The organism is Streptomyces lomondensis (assembly GCF_014651035.1).
Taxonomy (GTDB): Bacteria; Actinomycetota; Actinomycetes; order Streptomycetales; family Streptomycetaceae; genus Streptomyces; species Streptomyces lomondensis.
Genome location: NZ_BMWC01000010.1, coordinates 30,939 through 52,565 on the forward strand (window position 1 = coordinate 30,939; position 21,627 = coordinate 52,565).

The following is a 21,627-nucleotide window of genomic DNA, read 5'->3' on the forward strand; positions in this document are numbered from 1 at the left end:
TCAACTTCGGCGGGGTGCGGGGCGGGTGTCGGCGGCCGTCGCGGCGATCCGGTCCGCCAGGTCCGCGACGGCCGACAGCAGCTCGGCCGGTGGGCGGGCCAGGTCCAGGGCGTGGGCAGTGACGGTGATGCCCGCGCGGCGGATGACGTGGTCCGTGGGTCCGTCCCGGTCGGTGGCGGCGTAGACCAGATGGCCGTGCGGCAGGCCGAGCGCGGTGCAGTAGCCGAGCAGTTGGCCGAGGTGGTCGGTGGACGGTGCGGGTGTGCCGAGGAAGACGTACTTCGCGTCCACGACGGAGACCGGACGGCCCGCCCGGTACAGCACGAGGTCCGGTCGCAGCCGCACCCGGCGGGCCTCGTCCAGGCGGTGGTGTCCCTCCTGGGCGGCGCACCGGATCCCCTGGCGGGCGAGGACCTCGCCGAGCGCCACCGTGAGGAACCTTTCGAACACGTCCGGCATGTCGAGCAGGAAGCCGTCCGCCGCGGTGGGGGTCCGGCCGTCCGGCTGGACGGAACGGGCGGAGAGCACCAGCTCCGCGAGCCGCAGGACGCGTGCGTAGCGGGAGTTGAGGCGGTTCGGCGTCCAGCGGGGCAGGGGCGCGCCGGGAGGGAGGGGCTGGACTCCCGTGAGGTGGTCGGAGAGGTGACGCAGGGTCCGGCGGGTGGGCCCGGGGACGCCCGGGAGCCGGGCGGCCAGGTGCAGGGCCGTGAGCAGGATGCGGTTCTCGACGATGTCCGGGGTGTGGTCGTCGTAGCGCACGGCGACGGGCAGCGGGAGGCCGACGCGGCGCAGCTGGTCCGCCGTGCGGATCCGGCCGCGGATCAGGGGCAGCTCCTCCTCGACCGTGCGGTAGCCGTGCAGCACTCCGGCGTCGAGGGTGCGGCGCGCGGTGCGGGCGAGGAGATCGGCGACGGCGGGCAGGAGTTCGTCCGACTCGGCGGCGGTGACCGGCTCGGGCCGCCAGGGGTCGCCGGGGGAGTAGGAGAGCAGGAACAGCAGGTCGCGGACGGGGAGTTTGGGACGCAGGTGGAGCTGGACGGCTCCGCCGGACGGTGTGCGCAGCCGGACCAGGCCCACCTTCTGGTTCCCCCGCAGACGCCAGCGTCCGCCCGCCGCCGGGGTCAGCCGGACCAGGCCCGGCACGCCGAGCAGCCCGGCGATCTGGTCACCGGTCAGCTCGCGCACGGTGCCGGGGCCGGTCTCCGGGACGGTGAGGTCGAGGCCGGCGGCGACCGGGCCGGGGGTGGTCACGCCTCCTCCGGGTCCGGCCCGAGCGCCGCACGCAGGGCGGGCAGGCCGTACTCCTCCTCCACGTCGACACCGGTGCCGTAGAGCTGGTCCTCCAGCAGGGGCAGGATCTGGGTGCGCCAGACGAGGCCGAGCCCCTCCGGCCGGGCCGCGGCGGGCTTCATCAGGTACGACGGCCCGATCGCGCGGTCGGCGTCGCCGAGCCGGGCGTTGAGCTCGTCCAGCAGCCGGGCGGCGGTGTCCGGCAGGCCGCGCTCGCGCAGCCAGCGGTCCAGCAGCCCCTTGACCGGCGGTTTCTCGGGGGAGAGGCGGCGGAAGGCGAACCGGCGGCGCATCGCGGCGTCGACGAGGGCGATCGAGCGGTCGGCGGTGTTCATCGTGCCGATGAGGAACAGGTTGCCCGGCAGGGTGAACGGGGCGTGCGGGCTGTACTGGGTGGTGACGGGCTCCTCGCGGTACTCCAGCAGGAAGTACAGCTCGCCGAAGACCTTCGCCAGATTGGCCCGGTTGATCTCGTCGACGATCAGGACGTACGGGTTCGCCGGGTCCTTCGCGGCGCGCTCGGCGAGCAGCCGGAACGGCCCGGGCACGACGTCGAACACCACCGAGCCGTCCTCGCCCCGGACGGGACGGAACCCCTCGAAGAAGTCCTCGTACGTGTACGAGGGGTGGAACTGCACGAGTTCCACCCGGTCGGGGCCGGCGAGATGCCTCGCCAGGGCACGGGCCAGGTAGGTCTTGCCGGTGCCGGGCGGGCCGTGGAAGACGAGCTGCCCCTGTTCCTGGAGCTGTTCGGCCGTCTCCCGGAGCCACTCCAGCGGCATCAGCAGGCGGGCCGCCAGCTCCTCCGTGACGGGCGGCAGCTCCAGCGGCTTGGTGACGTCGACGTCGACGAGCTCCTCGGCGACGGCGTCCTCCAGGCCCGCACGCTCGGCGAGTTCGGCCGCGACGGTGCTGATGTCGTACAGCGTGGGCGGCAGGGGCAGCCGGGCCTGCACCCGCTCGGGCAGCTCCGCGCGGACGAGCGGCCGCTCGGCGGTGGCCCAGTTCACCGGCCGGCGCCGGGCGTTGTCCGGGCCGTCCGACGCGTCGTACGCCGCCGGGCCCTGGACCGTGCCGACGTGGACCTCGTCCGGCGTGACGGTGACGACCAGGTCGCCCGGCTGCATGAGGGTGAGGAAGGCGTGCAGCTGGTAGGCGGCCTGCCCGCGCAGCTGGGCGCTGGCGTCCGGCATGGCCTCGGCGACGGCCCGCTGGACGTCCTGCTTGGCGGAGCCGGCGGGGATCTCCGGCATCTCGCGCCAGGACAGCGAGCAGTAGCCGCGCCGGAGCCAGTCCGGGATGAAGTCCCGGCCGTCCACGTTGTATCCGCGGACGAGCCAGCCGCGCTGCTCGTGCTCCACGGCGCCCTTGCGCCACCTGCGCACCCACGGCTCGTCGTAGAAGTCGACCGGTTCCCCGGTCTGCGCCCGGAGCGTCCGGCACAGCTCCAGCAGATCGCGGTCGGCGTCGCCGCTGGGCTCGGGGAGTTCGTCCGCGAACGCCTTGACGATCTCCTGCTTGTGACCGGCGCTGGCGATCGGCTGGTACGTCTCCGGAAAGAGCAGGAACAGCAGGACGTGGATCTGCGCGCGCCCCTTCTTGTGCCCGACCGACTGCTGGACGGCCAGACACTCCTCCCTGAACCGCCAGGGGTCGTCCAGCAGCGCCTTCCGCTCGGCGTCGCGCAGGGCGGCGAGCCGCTCCACCAGCAGCACCAGGATCTGGAACTGCGCCCACCGGTAGTTCAGGAAGCCCTGGCCGCCGTGCAGGAAGCCCTTGAGGCCGGGCTCCAGCTCCGCCGGGACCGCCACCGGGCGGTCGGCCCAGGACAGCACCTCGCCCAGGATCTGGCGCTTCTTGGCCAGCCCGATCTGCTCGGGCACCAAGGGCGCCATGTTCACGAACAGCAGTTCGGCCGCGAGCACGACCGTCGCGTCGGGCGCCCCGTCGAGCTGGCGCCGCAGCTTGACCAGGAAGGTGTCCGAGGACTCGTCGGGCTGGTCCACGAACCGCACGCGCAGATCGGCGGCCGTGGCCTCACCCCAGGCCGGCACCTCCCGCGCGAACGCGGACTCCCCGCTCAGCAGCCCGTCACGGAAGACCCTCCGCACCGCCGCCACGACATCGCCACTCTCCGGCCGCCTCGCCACTGCGCCCCACCCCCTGGTGCTCGAAGGGCCCAGCTTAGGAGGGGGATGTGACAGCCGTCAGGCGGTCGGCCGGGAAGGGTCAGCACTCGATGATGTTGACGGCCAGTCCGCCCCGGGCCGTCTCCTTGTACTTCACCGACATGTCCGCACCCGTGTCCTTCATCGTCTTGATGACCTTGTCCAGGGACACCTTGTGGGAGCCGTCGCCGCGCATGGCCATGCGGGCGGCCGTGACGGCCTTCACCGCGGCCATGCCGTTGCGCTCGATGCACGGGATCTGGACGAGGCCGCCGACCGGGTCGCAGGTCAGGCCGAGGTTGTGTTCCATGCCGATCTCGGCCGCGTTCTCGACCTGCTCGGGGGAGCCGCCGAGGACCTCGGCCAGTGCGCCCGCGGCCATGGAGCAGGCGGAGCCGACCTCGCCCTGGCAGCCGACCTCGGCGCCGGAGATGGAGGCGTTCTCCTTGAAGAGCATGCCGATCGCGCCCGCGGCGAGCAGGAAGCGGACCACGCCCTCCTCGTCGGCGCCCGGCACGAAGTTCATGTAGTAGTGCAGGACCGCCGGGATGATGCCGGCCGCGCCGTTGGTGGGGGCGGTGACGACCCGGCCGCCGGCGGCGTTCTCCTCGTTCACGGCCATCGCGTAGAGGGTGATCCACTCCATGGCGAGGGCCAGCGGATCGCCCTCGGAGCGCAGCTTGCGCGCGGTGTTCGCGGCCCGGCGGCGCACCTTGAGACCGCCCGGCAGGATGCCCTCCTGGGACAGCCCGCGTGCCACGCAGTCCCGCATCACCTGCCAGATCTCCAGCAGGCCTGCGCGGATCTCCTCCTCGGTGCGCCAGGCCCGCTCGTTCTCCAGCATCAGCGCCGAGATGGACAGGCCCGTGTCCTGGGCCAGGCGCAGCAGCTCGTCGCCCGTGCGGAAGGGGTACTTCAGCACGGTGTCGTCGAGCTTGATGCGGTCCGCGCCGACCGCGTCCTCGTCGACGACGAAGCCGCCGCCGACCGAGTAGTAGGTCTTGGTGAGCAGCTCCGCGCCCGAGGCGTCGTACGCCCACAGGGTCATGCCGTTCGCGTGGTACGGCAGGGCCTTGCGGCGGTGCAGGACCATGTCGTCGTCGAAGGAGAACGCGATCTCGTGCTCGCCCAGCAGGTTCAGCCGGCCGGCGGTCTTGATCGACTCCACTCGCTCGTCGGCCGTCGCGACGTCCACCGTGCGCGGTGAGTCGCCCTCCAGGCCGAGCAGCACCGCCTTGGGCGTGCCGTGGCCGTGGCCGGTCGCGCCGAGCGAGCCGTACAGCTCCGCGCGGACCTGCGCGGTCGGGGCCAGCAGCTCCTCGTTGCGCAGCCGCCGGGCGAACATGCGGGCCGCCCGCATCGGGCCGACGGTGTGGGAGCTGGACGGGCCGATGCCGATCGAGAACAGGTCGAAGACCGAGATGGCCACGGGGGACTCCTGACTACGGGGTGGTGCAAGGGGCAGGGCGCCGCGCCCGCGCGGAGCGGGGCGCCCTGAAAGGTTTCTTCGTTACTTGTTCAGACCCGGGTACAGCGGGTGCCGGTCGGCCAGGGCCTTCACCCGGGCCTTGAGGGCCTCCGCGTCGTACGACGGCTTCAGCGCCTCGGCGATGACGTCCGCGACCTCCGCGAAGTCCTCGGCCTGGAACCCGCGGGTGGCCAGGGCCGGCGTGCCGATCCGCAGACCGGACGTCACCATCGGCGGACGCGGGTCGTTCGGGATCGCGTTCCGGTTGACCGTGATGCCCACCTCGTGGAGGCGGTCCTCGGCCTGCTGCCCGTCCAGCTCCGAGTGGCGCAGGTCGACCAGGACCAGGTGCACGTCCGTGCCGCCGGACAGGACGTCCACGCCCACGGCCCGGACGTCGTCCTTCACCAGACGCTCGGCCAGGACGCGGGCACCCTCCAGCGTACGGCGCTGGCGCTCCTTGAAGTCCTCCGAGGCGGCGACCTTGAAGGCGACCGCCTTGGCGGCGATCACGTGCTCCAGCGGGCCGCCCTGCTGACCGGGGAAGACGGCGGAGTTGATCTTCTTGGCCAGTTCGGCCGTGGAGAGGATCACACCGCCGCGCGGGCCGCCGAGGGTCTTGTGGGTCGTGGTGGTGACCACGTGCGCGTGCGGCACCGGGTTGGGGTGCAGCCCGGCCGCGACGAGACCGGCGAAGTGGGCCATGTCGACCATCAGGTACGCGCCGACCTCGTCCGCGATCCGGCGGAACTCGGCGAAGTCCAGCTGCCGCGGGTACGCCGACCAGCCGGCGACGATCAGCTTCGGCCTGGACTCCTTGGCGAGCCGCTCGACCTCGGCCATGTCGACCCGGCCGTCCTCGCCCACGTGGTAGGCGACGACGTCGTAGAGCTTGCCGGAGAAGTTGATCTTCATGCCGTGGGTCAGGTGACCGCCGTGCGCGAGGTTCAGGCCCATGATGGTGTCGCCCGGCTTGAGCAGCGCGAACATCGCGGCCGCGTTGGCCTGGGCGCCCGAGTGCGGCTGGACGTTGGCGTGCTCGGCGCCGAACAGCTCCTTGACCCGGTCGATCGCGATCTGCTCGACCACGTCGACGTGCTCGCAGCCGCCGTAGTAGCGGCGGCCCGGGTAGCCCTCGGCGTACTTGTTGGTGAGGACCGAGCCCTGCGCCTCCATGACCGCGACCGGGGCGAAGTTCTCCGAGGCGATCATCTCCAGCGTGGACTGCTGGCGGTGCAGCTCGGCGTCGACCGCGGCGGCGACGGCCGGGTCGAGCTCGTGCAGGGGTGTGTTCAGGACGGACATACGGCTATGACTCCTCAGCCGGCGGAGAACGCGGTGTACTCGTCGGCGGAGAGCAGGTCGCCCGGCTCGTCCGTGACCCGCACCTTGAACAGCCAGCCGCCCTCGAAGGGGGCCGAGTTCACCAGCGACGGGTCGTTCACGACGTCCTCGTTGACCTCGGTGACCTCACCCGAGACGGGGGAGTACAGGTCGGACACCGACTTGGTCGACTCCAGCTCGCCGCAGGTCTCGCCCGCGGACACCGAGTCACCGACCTCGGGAAGCTGGACGAACACGACATCGCCGAGCGCGTTCGCCGCGTGCTCCGTGATGCCGACCGTCGACACGCCGTCCTCGGCGGCCGACAGCCACTCGTGCTCCTTGCTGTAACGCAGCTGGTGGGGGTTGCTCATGGCCTGGATTCTCCTGTACGCGCGGGAGTGCTGGGGAAGGGGGACTGCTGTTGAGCTGGGACGACGGTCGCGAGGCCGCTGCCGCGGCCCCTGGCCAGTGTCTACTTCTGGCGCTTGTAGAACGGCAGCGCCACGACCTCGTACGGCTCGTGGCTGCCCCGGATGTCCACGGCCACGCCGGGCGTGCCGGGCGCGGCGTGAACGGCGTCGACGTAGGCCATGGCGATCGGCTTGCCGAGGGTGGGGGAGGGGGCGCCGGAGGTGACCTCGCCGATCACCTCGCCGCCCGAGACGACGGCGTACCCGGCACGCGGGACCCGGCGGCCCTCGGCGACGAGCCCGACGAGCACACGCGGCGGGTTCTGCTCCGCCCGGGCGGCGGCCTCGCGCAGGGCCTCGCGCCCGACGAAGTCGCCCTCCTTCTCGAACTTCACCACGCGGCCGAGCCCGGCGTCGAAGGGCGTGAGGGAGGTGCTCAGCTCGTGCCCGTACAGCGGCATGCCCGCCTCCAGGCGCAGCGTGTCGCGGCAGGACAGGCCGCACGGGACCAGTCCGGCGCCCTCGCCCGCCTTGGTCAGGGCCTGCCACAGCTCGACGGCGTGCTCCGGCTTCACGAACAGCTCGAAGCCGTCCTCGCCGGTGTAACCGGTCCGGGCGATCAGGGCCGGGACCCCGGCGACGGTGCCGGGCAGACCGGCGTAGTACTTCAGGCCGTCGAGATCGGCGTCCGTGAGGGACTTCAGGATCCCGGGGGACTCCGGGCCCTGTACGGCGATCAGCGCGTAGGCGTCCCGGTCGTCGCGCACCTCGGCGTCGAAGCCCGCGGAACGTTCCGCCAGGGCGTCCAGCACGACCTGGGCGTTGGAGGCGTTGGCGACGACCATGTACTCGGTCTCGGCCAGCCGGTAGACGATCAGGTCGTCCAGGATGCCGCCGTCGGCCCGGCAGATCATGGTGTAGCGGGCGCGGCCCGGCTTGACGCCGCCGATGTTGCCGACGAGCGCGAAGTCGAGCAGGGCGGCGGCCTGCGGCCCGGTGACGGTGATCTCGCCCATGTGGGAGAGGTCGAACAGCCCGGCCTTCGTGCGCACGGCGGTGTGCTCGTCGCGCTCGGAGCCGTAGCGCAGGGGCATGTCCCAGCCGGCGAAATCGGTCATCGTCGCACCGAGCGAACGATGCAGGGCATCGAGCGCGGTGTGGCGGAGTTCTCCTGTACTGCTCATCGGACGGTTGTCTCCCAAGGCATGACGGGCGAGGTCGTTCCTCCCCATCTGTCATCGGGACCTGAGAGGTTCGCCATGACCGCGCTGGTCCATGGCTTGCACCTTGGGTGGGGCCGCTGTCGCGGCGGCCCGCTTTTCAGATGTGCCTCGCCCGCGCGGTAACGGGGCCTGAGAGATTCAAGGGAGGGACTTGCTCCTTCGGCGCCCCAGCGTCAACGGTGCTGGGAACTCTCCCGCGCGGATTCAAACGGCCGGTATGCAGTTGGCGCGCACATCATTGCACGCATCCTTCCGACGCGGCAGGGGGACCTTTCCCAGGGAGTGCACAGCGTCCCCCGCGCCGGACACAGCAACCCGCAGCAACCCACAGCACCCTGTAGCAGCCCTGTTGCAGGACATGGACCTAAACGAGAGCCTGCGGCATTACCTTCTCTTTACACTCGGCGGGGATGGGACTCCGTACCTGGCCCCAGGGGAGGACGATCACGGTGAACAGGACCATGGCGTACGCCACGACCACGGGCATCGCGCTGCCCGAGCAGCCGGCCGCACCGGCACGGGCTGCCTGCGGCCCGGTGCCGGCGCCGGTCGTCCGCGATCTGCGCGACCGCGCCGGCCGCGGCCCGCACGCGCTGCTGTTCGGCCCTCGCGACCTCGTCGTGGTCACGGGCCTGCCCGGCAGCGGCAAGTCCACACTGATGCGGCGCACGGTGCCGGGCCCGCGCGTCGACTCCCAGGACACCCGCGACCGCTGGGACCGCCGCATGCCGCGCTTCCTTCCCTACGCGGTCTACCGCCCGCTCGTCCGGCTCGCCCACTACGCCGGTCTGCGGCGCGCCCTGCGCACCGGCGAGGGCATCGTCGTGCACGACTGCGGCACGCAGGCCTGGGTGCGCCGCTGGCTGGCCCGCGAGGCCCGCCGCCGGGGCGGCACCCTGCATCTGCTGCTGCTCGACGTCACCCCCGAGGAGGCCCTGGCCGGCCAGCGCGACCGCGGCCGCGGCGTCTCGAGCTACGCGTTCCTGCGCCACCGCGCGGCGACCACCCGCCTGCTGCGCGCCGCGGAGCGCGGCGAACTGCCCAGCGGCTGCGGCGCCGCGATCCTGGCCGACCGCGACGCGGCGAACACCCTGCGCCGCATCACGTTCACGGGCTGACGGTCCGGGGTGCGTGGGTCGTGTCCCTCGCGGACCGGCGGTTTGGCGGGCGCGGGTGGGATGCCTCGGGGGGTGGCGGTTTGGCGGCTGTGGGTCGTGTGCCTGGAGGGCCGGCGGTTTGGCGGGACGTGGGCCGTGTGCCTCGGGGGCTGGCGGTTTGGCGGGGCGTGGGTCCGGTGCCTGGACGGCTGACGGCTTGGCGTGCGCCATCCGTCGGAGTCCCGGGTCGGCGGCTCGGCGGGCCACTCGCCGTGATTCCCGGGCCGGCGGCTTGGTGTGCCGTGTGCCGTCGGCCTCGGCCGGGCGGCTTGGCGGGCCGCGCACAGTGGTTCCCCGGGCGGACCGTGCAGGGTCGCCCCGGGCCGGTCACCCCTGTCCTCGCACCGCGGTTTCCGGGCTGGTCGCCGGCGGCCGCACACTGGGGCTTCCGGGCGGACCGCCCGCCTACGTGCCGCGGCGCTCCCGGGCTGGTCACCCTGTCCACGCACCGCGTGCTGCCGGGGCTGACCACCACCAGCCCGCGTACCGCGTTCCATCGGCCGACTGCCTGCGCTCGGCCGCGTGTTCCAATGGCCGACCGCACACGGTACGGAGCCGTGGCCCCCGGCTGGCCGCCCCCTGCTCCGTTGCCGTGGTCCCCGGCTGGCCGCCCCCTGCTTCGCAGCCAGGGCCCCCCGGCCGGCCACCCCCGCTCCCCATCCACAATCCCGGGCCGGCCACCCCCGCTCCCCATCCACAGTCCCCGGCCGACCACCCCCGCTCCCCATCCACGGTCCCCGGGCCGCTCGCCCGGTGGTCCTGAGCCGCTAGCCTTTTGGGCCACAGCAGTGTTTGAGGCAGGCGGTAGGCAGATGGACTTCCCGGCGGACTTCTCCGCGGACTTCCCGGCGCAGACGCAGACCCACCCGCACGGCGGATGGCCCGGCAACGAGCTGGAGGAGGTGCTCTCGGCCTCCCTCGGCGCCGGGCCGTCGGCCGGCGGGCGGATCGTCGAGGTGCTCGGCCGGAGTTTCGTGTGGGTCCCGCTGCCCAACGGCGGCGGCCCGCACAGCGGCCCCCTCGACCTGCCCGGCATCGAGATCGACGGCCAGGCGTACGTGCCGGTGTTCAGCTCCGAGGAGCAGTTCCGCCAGGTCGCCGGCTCCCACATGCCGTACACCATCGCCCCCGCCGTGGAGTTCGCCCGCGGCCTGCCCCCGCACGCGGGGATAGCCGTCAACCCGGGCGGCGTCGTCGGCATCCCGCTCCCGCCGCCCGCCGTGGCCGAGCTGTGCCGGGCCGGCCGGACCCCGCTGGACGGCCCCGCGAGCGGCGGCCGGGTCCGCCTCTTCGAGCCCGACTGGCAGGACGACCCGGTGGACTTCCTCGCCGCCGCCTCCGCCGAGTTCGAGGCGATCGGCGTCGTCCTCACCGCCCGCCGCTGCCTCGCCGCCATCGAGACGGCCGACCCCGTGATGTTCGTGGGCGTCGAACTCTCCCAGTGGGAAGGCGACCTGCGGGCCCTGCCGCTGGAGGCCCTCACCCGGGCCGTCACCAAGTCCCCGGCCCCCTGGCCGGTCAACCTCGTCCTCCTGGACGTGGCGGAGGACCCGGTGGGCGACTGGATGCGCAACAGCGTCCGGCCCTTCTACCAGCGGTAGACCAGCAAACCCAGGGGCGCGGGCTGTAGCATCATGCGGCTCCGCCGCGTGGGCGCGACAAGCCCCATACGACCCGCGCCCGCGAACCGGCACCAAGCCCCGAGCTCTGGGCGGGCTTAAGCTAGGTCACGGTCGAGGCGTTGTACGAAGGGGCGGTAACTGTGAGCGCGAGCGGCACGGCCGCGGCCGGACAGGTCGAGCACATGCTGCGCCAGGTCACGCCCGGGCGTTACGACGCCTACGAGGCCCTCCTGCGCGCGCTCGCCACCCCGCACACCGGCCAGATCTGGATGCTCCTGTGGCACGGCCAGGCCGGCTCCCCCGACGCCCAGTACGGAAACATGGAGGTCGACGGCTTCGGCTACGCCCCCTGTGTCACCTCCGCCCAGGAGCTGTCGGCCAGCGGCTGGAACCGCTCGTACGAGGTGGTCGACGGAGTCGACGTCGCCCGTGCCCTCTACCCCGACCACTACGGCCTCTGGCTGAACCCGCACGCCCCCGGCGGCGGCGTCGGCATCCCCTGGCTCGACCTGCGCCGGATCGCCACGGGCCTGGACCGCCAGCCCGCCGGGCCGCTGCGGCTGTCCGAACCGGCCATCGAGATCCCGCAGTTCTACGCCCTGCTCGCGCAGAACGCCCACCGCACCCCGGCCGTCCGCTCGCTGCGCCGCGCCTGGGTGCAGCCCGCGCTCGGCGCGCCGTACCTCGCCATCGGACTGGACGTGTACGACACCTCGCCGCCGGCCGTGGATTCGGTGCGCGCGATGATGCAGCAGTCCCTCGGCGCCGTGCCGGACGGCCTCCCCGTCTCGACCGTCGCGATGGCCGACGAGCACGACCCGGTCGCCATGTGGCTGCGCGCGAGCGCCCGGCCTTTCTACGACCGCGAGGCCCACGCCACCGCCCCCGTCCAGGCCCCGGCCTCGGGCTACGGCTACCCGCCCGCGCAGGGCCGGTACTGACGTAGTCGGCCCCGGCCGTCGCCCCGCCGGCTGTCCCGCTTTCGCGGATGCCGGGTGGTATTGGGCGCAATCCGTACGTTCCAACGCCGTATCGTCCGGATCACGCGCCTGCGTGTCCGGATAACGGAATCCGCCGGTCGGCATCACGGTTGCGCATACTTTCTCCACCAGGCCTGGCGTGTGATCGTGAGCGCGTTGAAGACTCGCCTCTCAGGCGCGAGGCCGTCGATCCTATGAGCGATACCAAGCGAAGGATCGGCCTGACGGTGGCCGTACCATCTGCGGACGCCACGCCATAGCCAAAAGTGGATCAAGCCACCGACAACGGTGGGCAAGGGGGCCGGTGACCACCGGCGAGAAGGGGCAGGGCACTTGTGACGGCACCGATCGAGACCACCGGATCGCAGGCCGAGGCCCAGCCGGAGGCCGTGCTGGCGGGTGTGAAGTCCCAGAACATCGAGGGCCGGTCTCTCGGGCAGATCGCCTGGACGCGCTTCAAGCGCGACAAGGTGGCGGTGGCGGGCGGCGTCGTCGTCGTGCTGCTCATCCTGACGGCCGCCCTGTCCCGCCCGCTGCAGTCGCTGCTGGGCCTCGACCCCAACGCCTTCCACCAGGACCTCATCGACCCCAACACCACCCTTCCCAAGGGTGACTTCGGCGGCATGAGCTGGGACCACCCGCTCGGGGTGGAGCCGAAGTTCGGGCGCGACATCCTCGCCCGCATCCTGGAGGGCTCCTGGGTCTCTCTCGTCGTGGCCTTCGGAGCGACGGTGCTGTCCAACGTGATCGGTACCGTGCTCGGCCTGATCGCGGGCTACTACGGCGGGCGCGTCGACGCGGTCATCAGCCGGCTCATGGACACCTTCCTGGCCTTCCCGCTGCTGCTCTTCGCCATCGCCATCTCGGCGACGCTCCAGGGCGGCGCGTTCGGGCTCGAGGGCCTCCCGCTGCACATCCTCGTGCTGATCTTCGTCATCGGCTTCTTCAACTGGCCCTACATGGGCCGCATCGTCCGCGGTCAGACGCTGGCGCTGCGCGAGCGGGAGTTCGTCGACGCCTCCCGTGGGATGGGCGCTTCGGGGCCGTACATCCTCTTCAAGGAGCTGCTGCCGAACCTGGTCGCGCCGATCATCGTCTATTCGACGCTGCTCATCCCGACCAACATCCTCTTCGAAGCCTCCCTCAGCTTCCTCGGCGTGGGCATCCAGCCGCCGCAGGCGTCGTGGGGCGGCATGCTCAACCAGGCCGTCGACTTCTTCGAGGTCGATCCGCAGTACATGCTCGTCCCCGGTCTCGCCATCTTCATCACCGTACTGGCCTTCAACCTCCTCGGTGACGGCCTCCGGGACGCTCTCGACCCCCGCAGCCGCTGACGTCTGCGGTCGCGGCCGGTGCCGCGTCCAGCCCAAGTGTTCGACTTAAGAAGGGGAATCCGACCATCATGCGAAGGTCAGCAATTGCCGTCGCCGCGGCCCTCAGCAGCGCCAGCCTCCTGTTGGCGGGCTGCAGCAAGGCCGACGACAACGGCGACGACGGCGGCAGCAAGGCGACCGCCGACGCCGCCACGAAGTCGGTCGTGAACGCCTCTGCGGAGAAGGGCGGCACGGTCACCTACGCGATGTCCGACGTCCCGGACTCGTTCGACCCGGGCAACACGTACTACGCGTACATGTACAACTTCAGCCGCCTCTACGCGCGTCCGCTGCTCACCTTCAAGCCGGCCCCCGGCGAGAAGGGCAACGAGATCGTGCCCGACCTCGCGCAGGGCAAGGGCCAGTCGTCCGACGGCGGCAAGACCTGGACGTACAAGCTCCGCCAGGGCGTGAAGTACGAGGACGGCACCGAGGTCACCTCGGCGGACGTCAAGTACGCGGTGGAGCGCTCCAACTTCGCCCGTGACGTGCTCTCCCTCGGCCCGAACTACTTCGCCCAGTTCCTGGACGGCGGCGACAAGTACAAGGGCCCGTACAAGGACAAGAGCGGCAAGGGCCTGGCGTCGATCGAGACGCCGGACAAGTACACGATCACCTTCAAGCTCAAGCAGCCGTTCACGGACTTCGACTACCTGGTCACCGCCCCGCAGACGGCTCCGGTGCCGAAGGCCAAGGACACCGGCGTCGACTACACCAAGAAGATCGTCTCCTCCGGCTCGTACAAGTTCCAGAGCTACGAGGAGGGCAAGTCGGTCACCCTGGTGCGCAACCCCGAGTGGAACGCCAAGACCGACCCGCTGCGCAAGCAGTACCCGGACAAGATCGTGGTGAACCTGAAGGTCAACCAGGCCACGATCGACAAGGACCTGATGGCCGGCACCACCACCGTCGACCTCGCGGGCCGCGGCGTGGACACGCAGACCCAGGCCCAGCTGCTCAACAACAAGGACCAGAAGGCCAACACGGACAACACCTACGGTGGCCGTCTCGTCTACGCGGCGCTCAACACCACGGTCAAGCCGTTCGACAACGTCGAGTGCCGCAAGGCCGTGCAGTACGCCATCGACAAGGTGGCCGTGCAGACCGCCCAGGGCGGCCCGGTCCGCGGTGACATCGCCTCCACGGTCCTGCCGCCGGACGTCATCGGCTACCAGAAGTTCGACGCGTACCCCACCCAGGGCAACAAGGGTGACGCCGCCAAGGCCAAGGAGCACCTGACGGCCTGCAAGCAGCCGAACGGCTTCAAGACCTACATCTCCGCGCGCAGCGACCGTCAGCAGGAGGTCGACGCGGCCACGGCGATCATCGACTCGCTGAAGAAGATCGGCATCAACGCCGAGATGAAGCAGTACCCGTCCGGCAAGTACTTCACGGACTACGCCGGTGTGCCCGCGTTCGCCAAGAAGCAGGGCATCGGCATCATGATGATGCAGTGGGGCGCCGACTGGCCGACCGGCTACGGCTACCTGAACCAGATCCTCAACGGCAAGGCCATCAGCGCCTCCGGCAACACCAACCTCTCGTCGTTCGACAACGCCGAGGTCAACAAGCTGCTCGACGAGGCCATCCAGAACCCCGACGAGTCGGCGCGCAACGCCGCCTACGCCGAGGTCGACAAGAAGACGATGGACGAGGCCGTCATCGTGCCGCTGACCTACTTCAAGGTCCTGCTGTACCGCTCGCCGAACGCCACCAACGTGGTCTCCTCGGCCGCCTGGAGCGGTCAGTACGACGCCCTCAACCTCGGTACGACGAAGAAGTAGCGCGAAGAGCAGCCCTGGAAGGCAGGTGAAGGCATTGGCGCCCGTGGGTCTCACCCCCCGCGGGCGCCGGCGCCGGTCCCCGTGATCTCGTACATCATCCGCCGGGCGATCGCGGCAGTGATCCTGCTGCTGGTCGTCACCGCGGTCACCTTCGGCATCTTCTTCCTGTTGCCGAGACTGGCCGGGCAGAGTCCCGACCAGCTGGCCGCCCAGTACATCGGAAAGAACCCTTCGCCCGAGGACATCCTCGCGGTCAAGCAGAACCTCGGGCTCGACAAGCCGGTCTACGAGCAGTACTGGGAGTTCATCAAGGGGATCGTCTCCGGCGCCACCTACAACCTCGGCCCGACCACGGTCAAGTGTGAGATGCCCTGCTTCGGCTACTCCTTCAAGAACCACATCGAGGTCTGGCCGCAGCTCGTGGACCGGCTGCCGGTGACCATCTCCCTGGCCGCGGGCGCCGCCGTGCTGTGGCTGCTGTCGGGTGTCGCCGCCGGTGTGATCTCCGCGCTCAAGCCGGGCTCGGTCTTCGACCGCGCCGCGATGGGCGTGGCCCTCGCCGGTGTGTCGCTCCCCATGTTCTTCACCGGCCAGCTGGCCCTGCTCGTCTTCAGCTACCAGCTGGACATCTTCGGGCGGACCTATGTGCCGTTCACCGAGAACCCGTCCCAGTGGGCCAACACCCTGTTCCTGCCGTGGTGTTCGCTGGCCCTGCTGTACTCCGCCATCTACGCGCGGCTCACCCGGTCCGGCATGCTCGAAACCATGAACGAGGACTTCATCCGCACCGCACGGGCCAAGGGCCTGAAGGAGCGCAAGGTCGTCGTCAAGCACGGCCTGCGGGCGGCGCTCACGCCGATCGTGACGGTCTTCGGCATGGACATCGGCCTGCTGCTCGGCGGCGCGGTGATCACCGAGTCCGTGTTCTCCCTGCCCGGCATCGGCCAGTACGCCGTCCAGGCCATCACCGACAACGACCTGCCGCCGATCCTGGGGGTCACCCTGCTGGCGGCCTTCTTCGTCGTGCTCTGCAACCTGGTGGTGGACGTGCTGTACGCCACCGTCGACCCGCGCGTGAGGCTCTCGTGACCGAACTGACCAAGACCGGGGCCGCCGTGGGCGAGCCGACGCCCAGCGGGGAGGTCCCCCGGGCGTTCCTCGACGTGCGCGACCTCAAGGTGCACTTCCCGACCGACGACGGCCTGGTCAAGTCCGTCGACGGGCTCTCCTTCCAGCTGGAGAAGGGCCAGACCCTCGGCATAGTGGGCGAGTCCGGCTCCGGCAAGTCGGTGACCTCGCTGGCCATCATGGGCCTGCACCGCCTCGGCAACCGCGGCAAGAACGTGCGGATGTCCGGCGAGATCTGGCTCGACGGCAGGGAACTCGTCTCGGCGAGCCCCGACGAGGTGCGCCGGCTGCGCGGCCATGACATGGCGATGATCTTCCAGGACCCGCTGTCCGCGATGCACCCGTATTACACGGTCGGCAACCAGATCGTCGAGGCGTACCGGGTCCACAACGACGTCGACAAGAAGACCGCCCGCAGGCGCGCCGTCGAACTCCTCGACCGGGTCGGCATCCCCGAGCCCGACAAGCGCCTCAACAGCTACCCGCACGAGTTTTCCGGCGGTATGCGCCAGCGCGCCATGATCGCCATGGCGCTGGTCAACAACCCCGAGCTGCTGATCGCGGACGAGCCGACCACCGCGCTCGACGTGACCGTGCAGGCGCAGATCCTCGACCTGATCCGGGACCTGCAGAAGGAGTTCGGCTCCGCGGTCATCATCATCACCCACGACCTGGGCGTGGTCGCCGAGATCGCCGACGACATCCTCGTGATGTACGGCGGGCGCTGCGTGGAACGCGGACCGGTCGACACGATCTTCTACCAGCCGCAGCACCCCTACACCTGGGGCCTGCTCGGCTCGATGCCGCGGATCGACCGTGAGCAGACCGACCGGCTCATCCCGGTCAAGGGCCAGCCGCCCAGCCTCATCAACGTCCCCTCGGGGTGCGCGTTCAACCCGCGCTGTCCGTACGCGGACGTCCCCAAGGGCGGGATCACCCGCACCGAGCGGCCCGAGCTGCGCGAGGTGGGCGGCAGGCACTTCACCGCCTGCCACCTGTCGCGGGAGGACCGCACCCGGATCTGGAACGAAGAGATTGCGCCGAAGCTGTGAGCGAGACCGATACCCGGGCAGGGACGACGGCCGTGACCGACGATGAGAAACCGCTGCTCAAGGTCGAGGGACTGGTCAAGCACTTCCCCATCAAGAAGGGCCTGCTGCAGCGGCAGGTCGGGGCGGTCAAGGCCGTGGACGGCATCGACTTCGAGGTGCGCCGCGGCGAGACCCTCGGCGTCGTCGGCGAGTCCGGCTGCGGCAAGTCGACCATGGGCCGTCTCATCACCCGGCTGCTCGAACCCAGCGGCGGGAAGATCGAGTTCGACGGCAAGGACATCACGCACCTCGGCACGAGCGGCATGCGCCCGCTCCGCCGCGACGTGCAGATGATCTTCCAGGACCCGTACGGCTCGCTGAACCCCCGGCACACCATCGGCACCATCGTCTCGGCGCCGTTCAGGCTGCAGGGCGTGGAGCCCGAGGGCGGCGTCAAGCAGGAGGTCCAGCGGCTCCTGGAGCTGGTGGGCCTGAGCCCCGAGCACTACAACCGTTACCCGCACGAGTTCTCCGGCGGCCAGCGGCAGCGCATCGGCATCGCCCGGGCACTGGCCCTGAAGCCGCGGATGGTCGTGGCCGACGAGCCGGTCTCCGCGCTCGACGTGTCGATCCAGGCGCAGGTCGTGAACCTGATGGACGACCTCCAGGACGAGCTCGGCCTGACGTACGTGATCATCGCGCACGACCTGTCGGTCGTCCGGCACGTCTCGGACCGGATCGCGGTGATGTACCTCGGCAAGATCGTCGAGTTGGCCGACCGCGACTCGCTGTACGCCAGTCCGATGCACCCGTACACCAAGGCCCTGCTGTCGGCGGTGCCGATCCCGGATCCGCGGCGCAGGGCGGCCAAGAGCGAGCGCATCCTGCTCAGGGGCGACGTACCCTCGCCGATCGCCCCGCCGAGCGGGTGCCGCTTCCACACCCGGTGCTGGAAGGCCACGCAGATCTGCAAGAGCACCGAGCCGCCGCTGATCGAGCTGCGGCCCGGCCAGCGCGTCGCCTGCCACCACCCGGAGAACTTCGAGGACCAGGCCCCGCAGGACACCGTGCTGCTGTCCGCCGCGAAGGAGGCGGCCGCACTGGTCGCCGACGAGGTGCTGGCCGAGTCGGCGCAGACGTCGGCGGCGGTGGCGGCGGAGGCGGCGGAGACCTCCGCGGAGGAAGCGGAAGAGCCTGTCTCCAAGGAGCCCGGGGACAAGTGACCCAGCCCTGCCAGAGCGCCTCTGCCTTGACAATTAAGGCAGAGGCGCTCTGGCAGGTAAGAATGTTCGGGTGCTCCAGCAACTCTTCAGTCCGTCCGTCCAGCACACGCTCGACCTGATCGGCATCTTCGTCTTCGCGATCTCCGGCGCCCTGCTGGCCGTGCGCAAGAACTTCGACGTGTTCGGCATCGCCGTCCTCGCCGAGGTCACCGCGCTGGGCGGCGGGCTCTTCCGCGACCTGGTCATCGGGGCCGTACCCCCCGCGGCCTTCACGGACCTGGGGTACTTCCTCACCCCGCTGCTCGCCACCCTCCTCGTCTTCTTCCTGCACCCCCAGGTGGAGCGCATCCAGGTCGCCGTGAACGTCTTCGACGCGGCCGGCCTCGGCCTGTTCTGCGTCGCCGGCACGATCAAGGCCTACGAGTACGGACTCGGCCTGACCGCCTCCGCCGGCCTCGGTCTGACCACCGCGGTCGGCGGCGGTGTGCTGCGGGACGTCCTCGCCAACGAGGTGCCCTCCCTGCTGCGCTGGGACCGGGACCTGTACGCCGTCCCAGCGATCGTCGGCGCCGCCCTGGCCGCCGTGTGCATCCGCTACGACGCGCTCAACCCGCTCACCAGCGCCCTCGCGGTGATCACCGCCTTCGTACTGCGCCTGCTCGCGATGCGGTACCACTGGCGAGCTCCGCGGGCCTGGCACCGGCGGTCGACGGTGAGCGAGGAGGAGCAGCCCGTCCTGCCCTGACGTGACCGAGGCCCGTCACCTCGGTCAGCCAGCGGAACGCCGGGACCACCTGCGGCCGCCACAGCGCCATGGTGTGCCCGCCCGCGCTCCTCGGGATGTACACCACGTGCACGGTCGTCGGCGCCTTCGCGGCCTGTTCCAGGGCGATGGCCGCCTCGTAGCCGTCGTGCGGCTGGCCGGAGAGGTAGAGCGAGATGCGCGGCGGGACGGGCGCCTTGCGCAGCAGCAGATAGGGGTTGTTCTCGGCCCGGAGGGTGGGGTTCTGCGCGGCGAGCGAGTCGCGTTCGCCGATCGGGTCGTTGTAGCCGGACAGGCTGACGGCTGCCCCGTAGCGGTCGGGGTGGGCGACGGCGAGCTTGGCCGCGCAGTGCGCCCCGGCCGAGTAGCCGGCCACCGCCCAGCCCCGCGGGGCGGACTCGGCACGGAAGTTGTCCATGACCATCATCGGCACGTCGACGCTCAGCCACGTGTCGGCGTTGACCGTGCCCGGGATGTTGGCGCAGCCGGTGTCCACCCCGGCCAGCAGATTGGTGCGCGGCGCGACCAGGATGAACGGGGCGATCTGTCCGTCCCGCATCAGCGGCTCCAACTGCTCGTTCACGTGCAGCGAGCCGAACCAGGCCTTCGCCGAGCCGGGGTAGCCGGGCAGCAGCTCCACGACCGGGAACCTGTGGTGCCGGTAGGCCGGCTCGTCGTACTGCGGCGGCAGCCAGACGTAGACCTCGGCGTTCACGCCCGACACCCGGCCCTTGAGCTGGGTGACCCGCACCCCGCCGGCCGCGCGCATCCCGGGCCCGGTGGCGGGCTCGAAGGTCTGCCGCATCTTGGGCAGCCGCTTCAGCGCGATGCCGCCGGTGCCGTCGGCCCCCAGGTTCGCCGCCTGCTGCACGTGGTCGCCGGTGCCGAGCAGGTCGGCCCAGTTGTCGTACAGGTTGTTGGCGTTGTTGACCACGACGAAGACCAGCGCCACGGCCGTCCCCTGCGCGAACAGCAGCATCAGCGTCCGGGCGGCGGCACGCAGCAGCCGGGGTCCGCGGACGCGCGACCAGAGGGCCAGCGGCAGCGCGAGGGCCACGACGGAGAGCACGACCAGTGTGTAGAGGAACGGGGTCCCGGTGAGGCTCATGCCCCTACAGAGGGCGGGGAGGGCTCCTGGGTTCACGGACGAGTCGGACACTTACCGAGAAATTGCCCGCGTCTCACTTGGGCACCCAGAGGGAAAGCTACCGCTTAGTAGTTGGTTCTTGTACTGTTCAGCCATGCCTGAAGCAGCCACCGCCCCGGCCGTCCGGGCCACGATCGGCGACAGCGAGTTCGACCGCGACACCGCGCTCACCCGCCGCGCGCCCGGCGTCTACGACATCGACCTCTCCGCCGGCTGGACGATCATCAGCGCCGTCAACGGCGGCTACCTGCTGGCCGTCCTGGGCCGCGCCCTCGCGGACGCCCTGCCGCACAGCGACCCCTTCACCGTCTCGGCGCACTACCTGACCGCGTCCCGGCCCGGCCCCGCGGTCGTCCGCACGGAGACCGTCCGCACCGGCCGCACCCTGTCGACCGGCCAGGCCTCCCTCTTCCAGTACGACGACGAGGGCCGCGAGGTCGAGCGCATCCGCGTCCTCGCCTCCTACGGCGACCTGGACGCCCTGCCCGACGACGTCCGGACGACGGCCCGGCCGCCCGCGATCCCGCCGATGGACCACTGCTTCGGCCCCCAGGACGGGCCCGCCCCCGTCGAGGGCAGCTCGGCCATCGCCGACCGGCTGATGCTCAAGCTCGACCCGTCGACCGTGGGCTGGGCCCTCGGGCAGCCCTCCGGCAAGGGCGAGATGCGGGCCTGGTTCGGGCTCGCGGACGGTCGTGACCACGACCCGCTCTCCCTGCTGCTGGCGGTGGACGCCCTGCCGCCCACCGCCTTCGAACTCGGGCTGAAGGGCTGGGTGCCGACCGTCGAGCTGACCGTGCACGTGCGCTGCCGCCCGGCGCCGGGTCCGCTGCGCGTGGCGATCACCACCCGCAACCTCGCCGGCGGCTTCCTGGAAGAGGACGCCGAGGTGTGGGACGGCGCGGACCGGCTGGTGGCGCAGTCCCGGCAGCTCGCGCGGGTCCGGCTGGGCTGAACTTTGCCCCGCTGACAGGTCGGTCACAGGGCGGTCCGAGGGGAGTCCTGGGCGGAGTTGGTTGAGTGCCTGCCTCAGGACTTCCTCATCCTCCCTGGAGCTGTCTCTCATGAACCGTGCGCGTCTCGTTCCCGCCGTGGCCCTGCTGGCGCTGTCTCCCCTGGCCCTGGCGGCCTGCGGGTCGGGTGACTCCTCGTCGTCCTCGGGCAGTGGCGGCGGGTCCGGACAGCAGGGTCAGGCCTGCCAGGCGCCGTCGGGTGCGCCCTCGGGGGCTCCCTCCGGTGCGCCTTCGGGGGCTCCTTCCGGTGCGCCCTCGGGTGCGCCCTCGGGTGCGGCTTCGGGTGGTGCCAAGCCGTCGGGAGCGCCGTCCGGGGCGCCCTCGGGCATGCCCAGCGGTGCTCCGGGCGGCGGGCAGGGCGGCCCCGGTGGCGGTCAGGGCGGCGGCTGCGGCGCTCCGGGCGGTGCCGGTCAGGGGCAGACGCAGCAGGCGAAGTAGGCGGCACCGGCCCCGGCGCGTCCGGGCACGGCAGGGGCGGCGCGTCCGGCGAACGGGCGCGCCGCCCCCGGGCGTTGTGCGGT

General features: G+C 71.2%; 17 protein-coding genes and 2 riboswitches. Of the genes, 10 read left to right on the plus strand and 7 right to left on the minus strand.

The features are described from left to right. The 6 genes from IE255_RS28755 to gcvT all read right to left on the minus strand — a co-directional run bounded on the left by IE255_RS28755 (position 1) and on the right by gcvT (position 7,846). Complete coding sequence (locus tag IE255_RS28755; RefSeq protein WP_190053312.1) at positions 1 to 1,251, minus strand: McrC family protein; 1,251 nt, start codon at positions 1,249 to 1,251, stop codon at positions 1 to 3. Further along, complete coding sequence (locus IE255_RS28760; RefSeq protein ID WP_229906638.1) at positions 1,248 to 3,401, minus strand: McrB family protein; 2,154 nt, start codon at positions 3,399 to 3,401, stop codon at positions 1,248 to 1,250. Before IE255_RS28760 ends, IE255_RS28755 begins: the two co-directional genes overlap by 4 nt. A gap of 118 nt (positions 3,402 to 3,519) precedes the next feature. Next, positions 3,520 to 4,887 (minus strand): L-serine ammonia-lyase, encoded by a 1,368-nt coding sequence (locus tag IE255_RS28765; RefSeq protein WP_190053314.1) that lies wholly within the window; start codon positions 4,885 to 4,887, stop codon positions 3,520 to 3,522. 81 nt (positions 4,888 to 4,968) lie between these two features. Then, a complete protein-coding gene (gene glyA / locus IE255_RS28770; RefSeq protein WP_190053315.1) occupies positions 4,969 to 6,231 on the minus strand; it encodes a serine hydroxymethyltransferase in 1,263 nt (420 codons plus the stop codon). 14 nt (positions 6,232 to 6,245) lie between these two features. After that, a complete protein-coding gene (gene gcvH, locus IE255_RS28775; RefSeq protein ID WP_190053316.1) occupies positions 6,246 to 6,623 on the minus strand; it encodes a glycine cleavage system protein GcvH in 378 nt (125 codons plus the stop codon). Positions 6,624 to 6,724: 101 nt separating this feature from the next. After that, positions 6,725 to 7,846, minus strand: a complete 1,122-nt coding sequence (gene gcvT, locus IE255_RS28780; protein ID WP_190053317.1) for a glycine cleavage system aminomethyltransferase GcvT — start codon at positions 7,844 to 7,846, stop codon at positions 6,725 to 6,727. A gap of 38 nt (positions 7,847 to 7,884) precedes the next feature. Beyond that, positions 7,885 to 7,992: riboswitch (glycine riboswitch) on the minus strand. Further along, positions 7,993 to 8,092: riboswitch (glycine riboswitch) on the minus strand. 242 nt (positions 8,093 to 8,334) lie between these two features. Between gcvT and IE255_RS28785 the strand changes: the two genes are divergently transcribed. The 9 genes from IE255_RS28785 to IE255_RS28825 all read left to right on the plus strand — a co-directional run bounded on the left by IE255_RS28785 (position 8,335) and on the right by IE255_RS28825 (position 18,928). Beyond that, complete coding sequence (locus IE255_RS28785) at positions 8,335 to 9,003, plus strand: AAA family ATPase (protein WP_190053318.1); 669 nt, start codon at positions 8,335 to 8,337, stop codon at positions 9,001 to 9,003. 851 nt (positions 9,004 to 9,854) lie between these two features. Further along, positions 9,855 to 10,643 carry an enhanced serine sensitivity protein SseB gene (locus IE255_RS28790; RefSeq protein WP_190053319.1) on the plus strand — a complete coding sequence of 263 codons (789 nt, stop codon included), beginning with the start codon at positions 9,855 to 9,857 and terminating at the stop codon, positions 10,641 to 10,643. A 161-nt stretch (positions 10,644 to 10,804) separates the two neighbouring features. Continuing rightward, complete coding sequence (locus IE255_RS28795) at positions 10,805 to 11,605, plus strand: enhanced serine sensitivity protein SseB C-terminal domain-containing protein (RefSeq protein ID WP_190053320.1); 801 nt, start codon at positions 10,805 to 10,807, stop codon at positions 11,603 to 11,605. A 374-nt stretch (positions 11,606 to 11,979) separates the two neighbouring features. Further along, positions 11,980 to 12,978 carry an ABC transporter permease gene (locus IE255_RS28800; RefSeq protein ID WP_190053321.1) on the plus strand — a complete coding sequence of 333 codons (999 nt, stop codon included), beginning with the start codon at positions 11,980 to 11,982 and terminating at the stop codon, positions 12,976 to 12,978. Positions 12,979 to 13,046: 68 nt separating this feature from the next. Next, complete coding sequence (locus IE255_RS28805; RefSeq protein WP_190053322.1) at positions 13,047 to 14,801, plus strand: ABC transporter substrate-binding protein; 1,755 nt, start codon at positions 13,047 to 13,049, stop codon at positions 14,799 to 14,801. Positions 14,802 to 14,882: 81 nt separating this feature from the next. Continuing rightward, positions 14,883 to 15,890, plus strand: coding sequence for an ABC transporter permease (locus tag IE255_RS28810; RefSeq protein WP_190053323.1), 1,008 nt, complete (start codon positions 14,883 to 14,885; stop codon positions 15,888 to 15,890). Further along, the gene (locus tag IE255_RS28815; RefSeq protein ID WP_190053324.1) at positions 15,887 to 16,981 is read left to right on the plus strand and encodes an ABC transporter ATP-binding protein; all 1,095 of its coding nucleotides are present in this window, start codon (positions 15,887 to 15,889) and stop codon (positions 16,979 to 16,981) included. The genes IE255_RS28810 and IE255_RS28815 overlap by 4 nt, the downstream gene beginning before the upstream one ends. Further along, complete coding sequence (locus IE255_RS28820; RefSeq protein ID WP_190053325.1) at positions 16,978 to 18,183, plus strand: ABC transporter ATP-binding protein; 1,206 nt, start codon at positions 16,978 to 16,980, stop codon at positions 18,181 to 18,183. Before IE255_RS28815 ends, IE255_RS28820 begins: the two co-directional genes overlap by 4 nt. A 70-nt stretch (positions 18,184 to 18,253) precedes the next feature. Beyond that, positions 18,254 to 18,928, plus strand: a complete 675-nt coding sequence (locus tag IE255_RS28825) for a trimeric intracellular cation channel family protein (protein WP_190053326.1) — start codon at positions 18,254 to 18,256, stop codon at positions 18,926 to 18,928. Here the strand turns inward: IE255_RS28825 and IE255_RS28830 are convergent. After that, entirely contained in the window at positions 18,819 to 20,054 is a 1,236-nt protein-coding gene (locus IE255_RS28830; protein ID WP_190053327.1) for an alpha/beta hydrolase, read from the minus strand. The two genes, IE255_RS28825 and IE255_RS28830, sit on opposite strands and share 110 nt — an antisense overlap. 133 nt (positions 20,055 to 20,187) lie before the next feature. On the opposite strand from IE255_RS28830, the gene IE255_RS28835 reads away from it, so the two are divergent. After that, the gene (locus IE255_RS28835) at positions 20,188 to 21,048 is read left to right on the plus strand and encodes a thioesterase family protein (RefSeq protein ID WP_190053328.1); all 861 of its coding nucleotides are present in this window, start codon (positions 20,188 to 20,190) and stop codon (positions 21,046 to 21,048) included. Positions 21,049 to 21,627 lie beyond the last annotated feature (579 nt).